This window comes from Microcystis sp. BLCC-F209 (assembly GCF_041928595.1).
In the GTDB taxonomy this organism is placed as follows: Bacteria; Cyanobacteriota; Cyanobacteriia; order Cyanobacteriales; family Microcystaceae; genus Microcystis.
Window position 1 is genome coordinate 1 of sequence record NZ_JBHFLL010000132.1, and the last position, 11830, is coordinate 11830.

Consider the following 11830-nt stretch of genomic DNA (forward strand, 5'->3'; position numbering starts at 1 on the left):
CTAGGTTCTGTGTGATAAGTTTAATTGACATAGGATCGATCGATCTTTGTGTCCTTTGTGTCTTTGTGGTTCGTTCCACCCCCTCGCTCTTGAGAAATGTATCTTAGAATACATTTTACCCACCAAAGCTGGGAGAGCCAACTGATGACTTACCCACTGATAACTGATAACTGATAACTGATAACTGTTAATCTGGGGATTACCTAATGTTTACCTTGATACAGTAAAGTGGGGTTAAAATTGCTATTCCTTCACCCAGGAGAACTTCGATCATGTTGCTGACCTATAATCCCAATGTCTCACCCTTCCGAGAAGACTATAGCGAGAGTCGTCGGCTGCATTTTTATGATCGCGGGGAAAATATTCCTCTGGTGGTTGATGGAGTCTGGCAAGTTTATCGGGGTATGGCGCAACTAAGTCAAGTATCTGAGAGTGGAGAGGAAATTTTACTAGGCTGGGCCCATTCATCCCACTTTTTTGGCTTAAATTTGACCCATCTGGAATCCTATCACGCCAGGGCCTTGTCGGAACTGTACCTAAAATGGTACACGATCGCCGAAGTGGAAAACTCGGTGGAATTAACTAGGATGATGTTAAATCAAATGATCCGTCGTCAACAACAAACGGAATCGCTACTGGCGATCGCTGGAATCAAACGAGTGGAGGAACGTCTCCAGCAGTTACTACAGTTATTAAAGCGGGAAATGGGAGAACCAATCGCCCAAGGCAGTCGTTTAAAGATCCGTTTAACCCATCAAAATCTCGCCAATGCTATCGGTACCACCAGGGTAACGATAACCCGTTTATTAGGGGAATTTCAGCGTCAGGGAGCGGTGAGCAGCGATTGCGATCGCCATTTAATTATTCACGATTAAGTCAGTCCCCCCCCATAATAGACTCCCCGCGGCAGTCCACTAATTGCCAAGCTAATTTAGCAGCCCCCACCATGCCGGCGCGATTACCTAACTCGGCCGTTAATACCTCTAATCCTTCTCTGGAACTAGGTAAAACCCGTCTTTCGATTTCTGTGAGCAGAGAGGGAAAGAAAAACTTAGCACTGGCGCTAATGCCGCCGCCGATAATTACCGCCTCTGGGGTGAGAACATAGAGTAAACTGGCAATACCAGCCCCCAGTAAACAACCGTAACGCTGCCAGAATTCTAAAGCCTCTTGATCGCCTTTTTCGGCCAATTCTGCCAATTGCTTCGGTTCTTTGCCGGTCATCCGGCGAATAGCTTGCCGGGAGACGTATTGTTCCAAGGAACCCTGATTCCCGCTATTGCACAATGGACCGTCAAAATTGAGGGTTATTAAGCCTAATTCTGCGGCTGTTCCCTTGCTGCCCACAAATAAGTTACCATCGAGGATAATTGCCCCTCCTACTCCCGTCCCCAAGGTCAACAGGATGAGGTTTTGAAAGCGTTTGCCCGCTCCTAACCAAGCTTCCCCTAAACCGGCACAATTGGCATCGTTGGCTAAAATTGTCGGCATTCCCGTGCTTTCTTCTAACCAATCGGCGAGGGGAATATCCCGCCATCCTGCCAAATTAATCGCTATTTTGGCAATTCTTCCCTGAGCATCCGCCGGCCCCGGCGTTCCCACACCGATGGCTTGACAACTTTTATCTAAATTTACTTGACAAATGCCTTGATGTATGGTATGGGCAACTTCTTTGGGTGTAGCGGGTTGGGGAGTGGGCAAGGTGAGAGATTCGAGACAATTGCCCTCTTGGTCAAATTTACCAATTTTAATCGCAGTTCCACCTAAATCGACACCTATTACTGTTTTCACCATCGGGCTTTCCTTGTTACTCTGGGAGTAGCTAGGTTTATTATCACTCTTTTTGGCGGTTTTTTCGCAGTTAGATGTGATTGAGAGGATAATTCGGCTAAACTGGCAAAACTAGCTAATTGATTAGCCCCAAATTTCTTCTATAGTTTAGATAAGTACCTAAGCAAAATTAATTACACATCCAAGCCGTCACCCGTCAGCGAAAAGCTTTTTGCTGTGACCAGTAAACAGTAAACTAAAAATTCAAATCTGATCCCTGATAGCTGTCCCGGAGTCCCCGTCTCCTGTCTCGACTAGGAAATTAATTTTGCACGACTACTTACCTGCAGCTTAACTCCTGATTTTTTCCCATTTCAAAAATGATCAAAGTTACCATCCCAAATCTCTACGATAGCGATTATCAGCTTTGGCTAGAAAATACTATCAACCAATTACGTCAGGGGGATTTTCAAGCGGTAGATTGGCCGAATTTATTAGAGGAGTTAGCGGATTTGGGAAAAAGTGAACGACGAGCATTAGAAAGTTTATTAACTCGACTTTTAGAACATTTACTGAAGTTAACTTACTGGCAATCCCAACGAGATTATAATCAAGCTGGATGGAAAAAAGAAATTCGCAATTTTCGGATTCAGATCAAAAAAATTCTCAAAGATAGTCCCAGTTTAAAGTCCTATTTAAGGGAAATTTTGCAGGAATGTTATCTCGATGCTCGCAATCTGCTTATTGACGAAACCCAATTAGATGCTAGTATTTTCCCCGGGGAAGTGTTAGCTAGTCTAGAGGAGATTCTCGATGAAAATTGGTTGCCTAATTGGGAAGCTATCAGCAATAATTCTGAACAGTGAAATTAAGGAGTAAAAAATCATGAATATTACCATCCAAAATCTCTACAATAGCGATTATCAACTTTGGTTAGAGTCCACTATCAACCAATTGCGTCGGGGGGATTTTCAAGCGGTAGATTGGCCGAATTTATTAGAGGAGTTAGCAGATTTGGGTAAAAATAATCGACGAGCATTAGAAAGTTTATTAACTCGACTTTTAGAACATTTACTGAAGTTAACTTACTGGCAATCCCAACGAGATTATAATCAAGCAGCATGGAAAGGGGAAATTAGAACCTTTCGGAAACAAATCAAGAAAATACTGAGAGATAGTCCCAGTCTCAAACCCTATTTATCCGAGATACTTGAGGAATGTTACAGCGATGCTCGGGAGATAATTATTGATATAACCGAATTAGATGCCAGTATTTTCCCTGGGGAAGTGTTAGCTAGTCTAGAGGAGATTCTCGATCAAAATTGGTTGCCGGATTGGGAAGCTATCAGCAATAATTCTGAACAGTGAAATTAAGGAGTAAAAAATCATGAATATTACCATTTCAAATCTCTACGATAGCGATTATCAACTTTGGTTAGAGTCCACTATCAACCAATTACGTCGGGGGGATTTTCAAGCAGTAGATTGGCCGAATTTATTAGAGGAGTTAGCAGATTTGGGTAAAAATAATCGACGAGTGCTTAAGAGTCTCTTAACTCGACTTTTAGAGCATTTACTAAAGTTAACTTACTGGCAATCGCAACGAGATTACAATCAAGCAGCATGGAAAAAAGAAATCAGAAATTTTCGCCTACAAATTGCCGATCTTTTAGAAGATAGTCCCAGTTTAAAGTCCTATTTAAGGGAAATTTTGCAAGAATGTTATCTCGATGCTCGCCATCTGCTTATTGACGAAACCCAATTAGATGCCAGTATTTTCCCCGGGGAATTGTTAGCTAGTCTAGAGGAGATTCTCGATGAAAATTGGCTGCCGGATTTTCGGGAGACATAAACAGCGATAAATCTTCTGAGACAAACTAAAGATTAGCTTCACCTACCCGGTTTACAGACATTATAATCCTCGTGAGAGATCACCGCTTCCGGGACGAGAAGATTGCCGTGGTCGCGACAGATGAGGCGATAATTGCGGGTAACGGGGATACTGATAATAAAGCGATCGTGTCGCAATCGTTTACCATGGAAATCTCGATAATTGCGGTGATTTTGCAATCCTTGCAGGATTTCCCTGGCTTTAATTACCACATTTTTCGGCAATTCCCGCAAATCGATTGGATCCTGGGAAAAAGTGGCTTCCCAGGCATTTTTTTGGCGTTTTCTTTCTTCCCAAGCGGCATCTAGTTGAGCGCAATGATGGCAGACTTGGCCATAACCCTTATGACCACAGGGAAACTTCTTCTTTCTTCTAGACATAATACCATCTGTCTGTGAGGCTGTCAGGGAGTATTCAAAAGCGGTAAAGCTCGCTTCACTTTTGGCAGATGAAGAAGAAAATCTTTACCTAGTGATTATCTATACTTACCAGCATACAGGGATCGATCCCCGGTTTGGCGATTGACCAGCAAGAAAGTTTATCTTCGTTAGTTGAGGCTGCTGTCACCGACAAGATTAAGGCTGCTTAGAATAATTCCCATTCTTGGGTTCTTAAACGCTTGAGAATGGCCAAACGGCTACTAAAATAATTGGCACAGAGACGACTATAATCGGTTAAACGCAGATTATTTAAGCTAATTGACCAAGACCAAATATAGGCCGCTTGGGTGAGATACTGAAGACAAGATAATTCACCATCGGTTAAAGGTACTGTTTCATCGTAACCTTGAATAAAACCATGGCGAACCCGGCGATTTAAACCAGATTGTAGGGAAACTTGCAGAAATTTAGCGATATCGAAAACTCGCCAACCATAACCGCACTGATCGAAATCAAATAGGGTCATCTGATTATCAGGGGTGATGTGTACATTACCACTATGGGGATCGCCCCAACAAATGCTCCAATAGGGAGATTCGGTCGGTAATTTAGCGGTTTCTTCCTCTATTTCCCCAATGGTTTCTAAGACACACTCTAGGTCGCTCGGTCGTTGGTGCAGAAAAGGTGCGATAATTTGCAGGGAATCCTCGAGAAGATATTTGAGGTTGAGGGGATGACGATAGGCTAGGGTTTGAAAATCTGCTGTCACCCGATGTAAATTAGCCACGATCGCCCCTAAATGATAGGCTTGTTCTATATCTATGTCGCCAATGGCAATTCCTCCAGGAGCATAGGGAAAAAGGACGGCGTAACGTTTTCCTTCCGGAGCCTTAATTTCTACGGATAAATCACCGTTTTTGGTGCGAATTGGCGCGGCGACGGGAACCTGAGAGCGATCAAGATAATCTAATAATTCTAACTCGAAGTCGATTTCCATTTTGCTGCGCCAATGGCAGTGAGACACGCGCAAAATGTAGGGAGTAGTCAAGGTTTCGAGGAGATACACATCACTTAAACCCCGATGCCAAAATTGACAATTTTTCGGCACTTCAATCTCGTAACGAGAAAAAACTAAATCTGCTAGGGCAGCGGGAGCCAGAGTCGAGTAGAGTGTGGGAAACGTCCATTCCCCGGTCTGAAGATTAGCAGCGGGATAACTCGAAAGCGGTAAATTGAGCGAAGCCAGAAAAGTCGTCACGGTTCCCTCCCGATGCAAGTATGGACTAGGCTCGCATCATCCTATTCTATAGGCCACATATATTACAAATTGGCTCGATCGCTCCGTATATTTCGCTACATTCCTCTGACTGGAAAGTGGGTGTAGGGTCTGGGATCTGGGGTCTGGGGTGTGGGGAAAGAAACCTCTTTCATCTGTGGGGGTGAAAATTTGTTCATCGGCACTGACTCCTTACCCCACAGTTAACTTTACTTTTGTCCAACTACTTATCAGTACCCCAAAAATTAATATAGGAGCTGCTGAAAAAGTCTTGGAGTGGGAACGCCAGAACAGTTTTTGAGGCTTTAACACCTACTTACTAACCGCCGATTCTAACATAGTAATTGTTCCCTGATTAGCATCAAATTCTACTGCAATACCAATAGCCAGAGTCTCGATAATCTCCAAATGTCCGATCATTAAACCTAAACAAGCGGGAATTTTTAAGGGTTGAATATATTCTCGGATCACTTCTTCTAAAGTCAGGGAACCATAGTTACTATCGGCGCTACAATTGCTACATTGACCGAAGATAAACCCCGCTAAATTATCGAAAATTCCCGCTAATTTTAATTGATTTAACAGGCGATCTATTTCATAAACATCTTCACCAATATCTTCTACAAATAGGATAGCTCCGGTAAAATCTGGTAGATAGGAAGAACCTGCGATCGAGGCTAAAGTGGTTAAATTACCACCGATTAATTTACCTTTTGCTTGACCTTTAGTAATGGTTTGAATTCGATTTTTTACCTGCATTAAACGATTAGCATCATCGGGATCAGGAAGATTTCTAAAAGTCAACTTTTCCCCAGAAAATAACACTTGTCGAAAGCTTTCAGTTTGAGCAGTGCGCCAACTAGAAAAGCCATTGGGAGCATGGAAAGTAACTAAACCAGTTTTGGCATAAATAGCCAATAATAAAGAGGTTATATCACTGAAACCACAGATGATTTTAGGATGACGACGAATTAAATCGTAGTCGAGATAAGGTAATAAACGAGCGCTGCCCCAACCGCCACGAATTGGTAAAATTAGGGCAATATTATCATCGGCAAAAAATTTATTTATATCCGACGCTCGCTCCCTATCTTTACCAGCTAAATAACCATAACGATCTAAAGCGTATTCACCAACTTGTGGGACTAATTTTAGGGATTTAACTGCTTCGATAACTATGTTCAAATCATCTTCTTTAAAAGTTGCCCCCGCCGGACTAATAATACCCACTCCGTCCCCTGGTTGTAGATTTGGCGGTTTAATCAGAGGAAAATTAGTGCTAACAATTTTTCTAGGAATTAGGGAAAAACTAACAGCAGTTAGGGCGGAATTAGTGAGAAATTGACGGCGCTTCATCCTGAGGGTTTTTAGAGAAATTGCAAGGGAAATAAGAATTTAGAGATTAGCGCTCAGAAAAAAAGTTTTCACAATTGCTGCAGCTAGGGGGACAATTAATGCCCAAACCTGATATTTTTGGTTTCCTTCTAATGAGTTTAGTCGATTTTCTATTCCCTCAACTTTTCCCGTTAACACTGCTTGTCCTACGTTTAAATCCGTCACATCTTTTTGTAAAAAATCGATTTTTCCCTCAATCCGCAGCAAGATAGTTTCTAGGGAATAAGTAACCGTTTCCTGAGATTGATTCATTTGTCCAAGACCTGTTAGTTAATTGTTGCCCTAAAAAAGCAATTATGCTTCCGATTTTGCCATATCGCGAATGATATCGCCGCGGGTGATAATACCGATTACTTTGTGGGTTTCTTCCTCAATCACCGGTAAACGACGCACATGACGATCATACATTAACGAGGCCGCTTCTTTCAAAGGGCGATCAGCTGTGATACTAATAGGTTTATCGGTCATTACTTCCCCCACGGTTTGACCGAGAGCTTTATGGAGTAATTTCTCGTGACGGCTAGGATTTTGTAGATAGATGACGCTATCGAGGAGCATAATGTAAGGAGGAGCTTCTACTCCCGTTTCCTGCCACATAAGGTCAGTTTCGGAGATAACCCCAATCAGTCGCATATTGTCATCTACCACGGGTAAACCACTAAAGCGCTTTTCGGCCAAAATCTTCACTGCTTCGGATAGAGAAGTGTTAGCGGTGACGGTGATGGGATTGGGAGTCATGATATGGGCAACTGTTTTCGTCATCTTAGCGACCTGCGACAATAATGCTTTCTCTCTCCATCTTATCATTAGGGTAATCAGTCACCGCTTATAGCAGTCGTCTTAGTGGCGAGATACAAAGTTTTCGTTTTGGGGAACCAGTGTTCGGTCGTTAGGAGTCGATACAAAATTAGGTTACACTTCATCTTTATGATAAACACTGTATTTAGTTGACAAGGAAAAAGAAAAATGATTTCTCAACCTCAATACCCAGAAAGAATGACCACGGAAGAGTATCTAGGATGGGAGGCTACACAGGAGTTGCGCCATGAATACATTGATGGGGAAATTGTCGCCATGACTGGGGGTGGTCTGGCTCATAATGATATTACCTTGAATTTTTACAGAACTTTATATTCTCATCTCCGTCCGCGAGGCTGTCGGGTGAATGTATCTGATGCGAAGGTACAAGATAATAATGGTCGTTATTTTTATCCCGATTTGGTGATTAGTTGCGATTCTAGGGATAGAGAATCTCGTCATTTTATTCAACATCCACAAGTGATTATTGAAGTGCTTTCCCCTAGCACAGGAAACTATGACCGCACTAAAAAGTTACAATATTATCGTCAGATTGCCAGTGTACAAGAATACGTTTTAGTCGATGTCGAATCGATCATTGTTGAGGTTTATCGCCGCGGTGAAGGTAAAATTTGGTTTTACTGCGCTTATAGTCAAGGGGAAGAAATTATTCTATCTAGTCTCGATTTTCACTGTGCGATCGAGTTAATCTATGAAGGGATAAGTTTCGATTAAAAAAAGTTTACAAAAAGGTCAAACCTTCCTAGACTTAAAATAAATACGTCCCGATTGTTTCGATAAATCCTATGTTACCGCCCCTATTAGTCCTTGATCCCTTGTTAGAAAACTGGTTACGAGAAGATCTCGGTAGAGGCGATCGCACCACCCAAGCAATTTTCTTCGGTCATGCTAAAATCGGTCAAGCCACTTGGATTGCCAAGGAAGCGGGTGTTATTGCCGGTTTACCCGTAGCTGAACGCGTTTTTCAACTGCTTAACCCCACTATTCATTTTACCCCCACCGTTGCCGAGGGGGAATTCTGCCCTAAGTCTAAGGTTATTGCCGAGATAGAAGGTTCTTTCGATGCGCTGTTAATCGGGGAAAGAGTCGCTTTAAATCTTGCCATGCGCTTGAGTGGGATTGCTACTGCCACTCGTCAGTATGTGGAGAAAATTGCCGATTTATCGACAAGATTGGTGGATACTCGCAAAACTACTCCCGGATTGCGAATTTTAGAAAAATATGCCTCCAGTATCGGTGGCGCAATCAACCATCGTTTGGGGTTAGATGATGCAATTATGATTAAAGATAATCATATTCAAGCAGCCGGCAGCATCGAGGAAGCAGTGCGTCGTGTACGGCAAAATATGCCCTATCCTCTCACAATTGAGGTAGAAACCAGCCAATTAGAAGAAGTGAATCAGGCCCTGCAGCAGGAGGTAGAGATCATTATGTTAGATAATATGGATTTAGAAATGATGCAAACTGCTGTGGAGATGATCCGCAAGTTTAATAGTAAAACCAAAATAGAAGCATCGGGAAATATTACCCTCGATCGCATTCGCAACGTTGCCGAAACAGGAGTAGATTATATTTCTACTAGCGCCCCGATTACCCGTTCTACTTGGTTAGATATTAGTATGATAATTGATTAAAAGGCTCTATCAGTTATCAGTTATCAGTTATCAGTTATCAGTTTTGATCACTGACTCCTATCTATTCTAACCTCGATCGCATCGCCAATATTTAGGTGTAATTGCTTTTGAGCGCTGCCACTATTGACGGCAATTTCTAACCCCCCGTGACTACCGATAAAAGCGACTATTTCCCCCGAAGCAACATCACTGTAGGTGTTTTTTGCGGGGATAATGTTTGGTCCTAACTGCACCGACCAATTTTTTCCTTCTAGGAGATAATCGGCAATATTGCTGATTAAATTGCCGAAAATGTCAATATATTGAATTTGACCCCTAATTTTATCTTCCTCGATTTGCGGAACAGCGATCGCTAATTGTTGCAAGCTATCGGGATCAATAATCTCACCTAACATTTCTAGGGGTACTCCCCGGGCTAAATAAGCGGCCACAGCAGCAAAAATATCACGACCGTGAAAAGTAGTGCTAGGGTTAGGGGTGCGCCAATAGGAAGAATTATTGAGATTAACGGCAGATATAGCGGGAGATTGGCTTAAAATGCCACTAAATAAACCATTATCTGGCCCGACTAAATAACCACCGGCAAAACGAATCCCTACCCCGCGTCTTTTGCTTCCTACCCCCGGATCTATAACTGCCAGATGAATAGTGCCTTGGGGAAAATATTGATAGGCATTCAGGAGAATAAAACGACCAGCGTAAAGGTCTTGGGGCGAAATTTGATGATTCAGGTCGATCGTGCGAGCATGGGGGGCAATTCCTGCGATTACTCCCTTGATAATCCCCACATAACCGTCCTGTAGTCCAAAATCGCTAGTAAGGGTTATTATTGCCTTTTCCGTCATCGACTTGTCCCTAGGGTGGCCAACACTGTTAATAAATCTTAACGCTAAATTCAGTAACTAAAGATACAGTTTACCAAGGAGAATGTTATGATTTAGATATAAGGTAAGTGAAGTCGCTCAAAAGTCTGTCCATCATGAACAAAAATCGTCAGCAAGTCCTAACACAGGCCACCGTCGCTCATAGAGAAACACTCCGCAGAAATTTACAACACCGACTGGAAGTAGCTAGAGCGCAGGGAAATGAGGCTCTAGTGCGTCAATTGGAGGCGGAGGCGGCCTATTTGCACCTTCGTTAGATTTAATCGGTGTTTAGTCATAGTCTAGTTGTCGGTTTTTGGTGATCGGTATGCCGGTCACTTTTTTTTAGACGAATTTTTAGGAAAAAAAATTGCTGATATCTCCGCAATCCCTAAAATAGAAAGAACAGCAGTTTAGAGATCAAATAATTATGGCTTTTTTCCGGCAATATATCGCCCCGCTCCTGACTATCTTAGTGTTTTTAGTGGCTCTGGCTGCTACTGGCATCCGGATTTTTTTACCGGCAGATTTAGCGGCACCCGCTCCGATCGAGCCATCCCTGGGCATAATTTTCTCTTATCCTTGGCATGGCTAACCTTCCCGAAAATTATCGGCTGCGACTGGGAAAAGCGGGCGATCGCTATCTACTCATTAATTTTCTGACCCGAACCTATGAAGAATTTTTTCCCGAACAAAAAAACCTCTCCCATCTAGCTGATACAGTCAGACAGTTTTTTGGCCTCGATACTCCCCTGTGGATCGTCGAAGCACAACAAACGGCGATCGCTTGTCTCTGGATGGGGAGCGCCGTCGATCAGGTGACAGGCGATCGCTATGGTCATATTTTCCTAATTTACGTCGATCCCCAGCATCGTCGCCAAGGTATCGCCAGCGCACTCATCGATGAAGCTAAGGATTGGGCAAAAAGTCGCGGACAAACCCACATCGGTTTACAAGTTTTCATCAATAACGACAATGCTCTCAATCTCTACCAAAATCTCGGCTTTCAAACTCGCTCTTTGCTGATGTGGAAAAATATTTAAAAACTGTCAGGAGACAGGGGACAGGAGATAGGGTGATAGGGTGATAAGCAGGGTCAGCGCATCTCAAAACCTATTGACAGCTAGATTGTAGCTCTTGAGTGCAAGCAGGTAAGCCAGCCACCAGCAGGGTAAGCATATAATCATACTAAATCCGTTGAGTACAGGCTAGTTATGCGGAGAGGCACTCATGCAAAGGGGAATAAATAATCAGTTTTTAATAACCAGATTTAGTATCATTATCCATCGCTGCCCGCTTTGACTTCTGCCTGAGGCTGCGCTTGAAGGTAGATTCTCGGTTGAGGGTATTGACAGCAAAACGCCGCACCAGTCCCAGATTGTCTGGGACCTGCCGAGAGCGGACACGACAAGCATCTTCCCCAAAAGTGACATTGAGCGTCCAATGTCAGGAATTTTCAATACCCCAGTGCAGGCGAATAGCCAGGGCAATTCTGGGACTATAGTCAGGTAAACTGCTCAGGTAAAACTGAATTTCGTGGGTGGGAGCAAATCCTTGGAATATGAGAGGATCGCGAATCAGTGGGACAACAACTATCATTCTCTAAAAGTCCTCTCCAGGGAAGGAAAGCTGACAAATTGTCATGCCTCTTGCCCACACCTTATACCTGAACTTCCCCCATACATATATACTATAATAGCCGAAAACCCTTATCCATCAATGGATGCACCCCCTTAACTTTTCTTAATGTACCCATGTAATTTGTAACATTTCTTAATGGACAAGAATTCTCTCCATTTGCT

Annotated in this window: 16 protein-coding genes and 1 pseudogene; 9 read left to right on the plus strand and 8 right to left on the minus strand. The window is 43.0% G+C overall.

Annotated elements, in window-relative coordinates; translation table 11 throughout:
* Window positions 1–272 precede the first annotated feature (272 nt).
* Window positions 273–875, plus strand: a complete 603-nt coding sequence (locus ACE1AQ_RS08160; protein ID WP_008196089.1) for a Crp/Fnr family transcriptional regulator — start codon at window positions 273–275, stop codon at window positions 873–875.
* Between the two features lies 1 nt (window position 876).
* On the opposite strand, the gene ACE1AQ_RS08165 is transcribed toward ACE1AQ_RS08160, so the two are convergent.
* Complete coding sequence (locus tag ACE1AQ_RS08165) at window positions 877–1794, minus strand: ROK family protein (protein WP_106909605.1); 918 nt, start codon at window positions 1792–1794, stop codon at window positions 877–879.
* 356 nt (window positions 1795–2150) lie between these two features.
* On the opposite strand from ACE1AQ_RS08165, the gene ACE1AQ_RS08170 reads away from it, so the two are divergent.
* From ACE1AQ_RS08170 to ACE1AQ_RS08180, 3 genes are read left to right on the plus strand one after another with little or no spacing between them, the layout of a single operon-like run.
* On the plus strand, window positions 2151–2636 hold the full coding sequence (locus ACE1AQ_RS08170) for a DUF29 domain-containing protein (RefSeq protein WP_008196086.1): 486 nt from the start codon (window positions 2151–2153) through the stop codon (window positions 2634–2636).
* A gap of 19 nt (window positions 2637–2655) precedes the next feature.
* Complete coding sequence (locus ACE1AQ_RS08175) at window positions 2656–3138, plus strand: DUF29 domain-containing protein (RefSeq protein ID WP_008196084.1); 483 nt, start codon at window positions 2656–2658, stop codon at window positions 3136–3138.
* A 19-nt stretch (window positions 3139–3157) separates the two neighbouring features.
* Window positions 3158–3622 (plus strand): DUF29 domain-containing protein, encoded by a 465-nt coding sequence (locus tag ACE1AQ_RS08180; protein ID WP_039899187.1) that lies wholly within the window; start codon window positions 3158–3160, stop codon window positions 3620–3622.
* Window positions 3623–3660: 38 nt separating this feature from the next.
* Here the strand turns inward: ACE1AQ_RS08180 and ACE1AQ_RS08185 are convergent, their stop codons facing one another.
* The 5 genes from ACE1AQ_RS08185 to ACE1AQ_RS08205 all read right to left on the minus strand — a co-directional run bounded on the left by ACE1AQ_RS08185 (window position 3661) and on the right by ACE1AQ_RS08205 (window position 7474).
* Window positions 3661–4041 (minus strand): hypothetical protein, encoded by a 381-nt coding sequence (locus ACE1AQ_RS08185; protein ID WP_008196079.1) that lies wholly within the window; start codon window positions 4039–4041, stop codon window positions 3661–3663.
* A 205-nt stretch (window positions 4042–4246) separates the two neighbouring features.
* Entirely contained in the window at window positions 4247–5299 is a 1053-nt protein-coding gene (locus ACE1AQ_RS08190; protein ID WP_008196077.1) for a phosphotransferase, read from the minus strand.
* Window positions 5300–5629: 330 nt separating this feature from the next.
* Window positions 5630–6673: an LD-carboxypeptidase gene (locus ACE1AQ_RS08195; RefSeq protein ID WP_008196075.1), complete on the minus strand. Its 1044-nt coding sequence runs from the start codon at window positions 6671–6673 to the stop codon at window positions 5630–5632.
* Window positions 6674–6712: 39 nt separating this feature from the next.
* Window positions 6713–6964: a hypothetical protein gene (locus ACE1AQ_RS08200; RefSeq protein ID WP_008196073.1), complete on the minus strand. Its 252-nt coding sequence runs from the start codon at window positions 6962–6964 to the stop codon at window positions 6713–6715.
* Window positions 6965–7006: 42 nt separating this feature from the next.
* Window positions 7007–7474: a CBS domain-containing protein gene (locus ACE1AQ_RS08205; RefSeq protein WP_008196071.1), complete on the minus strand. Its 468-nt coding sequence runs from the start codon at window positions 7472–7474 to the stop codon at window positions 7007–7009.
* Window positions 7475–7678: 204 nt separating this feature from the next.
* On the opposite strand from ACE1AQ_RS08205, the gene ACE1AQ_RS08210 reads away from it, so the two are divergent.
* Window positions 7679–8245, plus strand: a complete 567-nt coding sequence (locus ACE1AQ_RS08210; RefSeq protein ID WP_110544803.1) for a Uma2 family endonuclease — start codon at window positions 7679–7681, stop codon at window positions 8243–8245.
* Window positions 8246–8316: 71 nt separating this feature from the next.
* The gene (gene nadC, locus ACE1AQ_RS08215) at window positions 8317–9165 is read left to right on the plus strand and encodes a carboxylating nicotinate-nucleotide diphosphorylase (protein ID WP_008196068.1); all 849 of its coding nucleotides are present in this window, start codon (window positions 8317–8319) and stop codon (window positions 9163–9165) included.
* A gap of 47 nt (window positions 9166–9212) precedes the next feature.
* Here nadC and ACE1AQ_RS08220 read toward each other — a convergent pair whose 3' ends face one another.
* Window positions 9213–10010, minus strand: a complete 798-nt coding sequence (locus ACE1AQ_RS08220) for an S-adenosyl-l-methionine hydroxide adenosyltransferase family protein (RefSeq protein ID WP_106909608.1) — start codon at window positions 10008–10010, stop codon at window positions 9213–9215.
* Between the two features lie 134 nt (window positions 10011–10144).
* On the opposite strand from ACE1AQ_RS08220, the gene ACE1AQ_RS08225 reads away from it, so the two are divergent.
* The 3 genes from ACE1AQ_RS08225 to ACE1AQ_RS08235 all read left to right on the plus strand — a co-directional run bounded on the left by ACE1AQ_RS08225 (window position 10145) and on the right by ACE1AQ_RS08235 (window position 11071).
* Window positions 10145–10306: a hypothetical protein gene (locus tag ACE1AQ_RS08225; protein WP_002733724.1), complete on the plus strand. Its 162-nt coding sequence runs from the start codon at window positions 10145–10147 to the stop codon at window positions 10304–10306.
* A 152-nt stretch (window positions 10307–10458) separates the two neighbouring features.
* Window positions 10459–10623, plus strand: coding sequence for a hypothetical protein (locus ACE1AQ_RS08230; RefSeq protein ID WP_008196036.1), 165 nt, complete (start codon window positions 10459–10461; stop codon window positions 10621–10623).
* Window positions 10616–11071 carry an N-acetyltransferase gene (locus tag ACE1AQ_RS08235; protein WP_008196035.1) on the plus strand — a complete coding sequence of 152 codons (456 nt, stop codon included), beginning with the start codon at window positions 10616–10618 and terminating at the stop codon, window positions 11069–11071. Before ACE1AQ_RS08230 ends, ACE1AQ_RS08235 begins: the two co-directional genes overlap by 8 nt.
* A 214-nt stretch (window positions 11072–11285) precedes the next feature.
* Here the strand turns inward: ACE1AQ_RS08235 and ACE1AQ_RS08240 are convergent.
* Window positions 11286–11570: pseudogene (locus tag ACE1AQ_RS08240) on the minus strand (ISAs1 family transposase); the annotation flags it as partial.
* Window positions 11571–11830 lie beyond the last annotated feature (260 nt).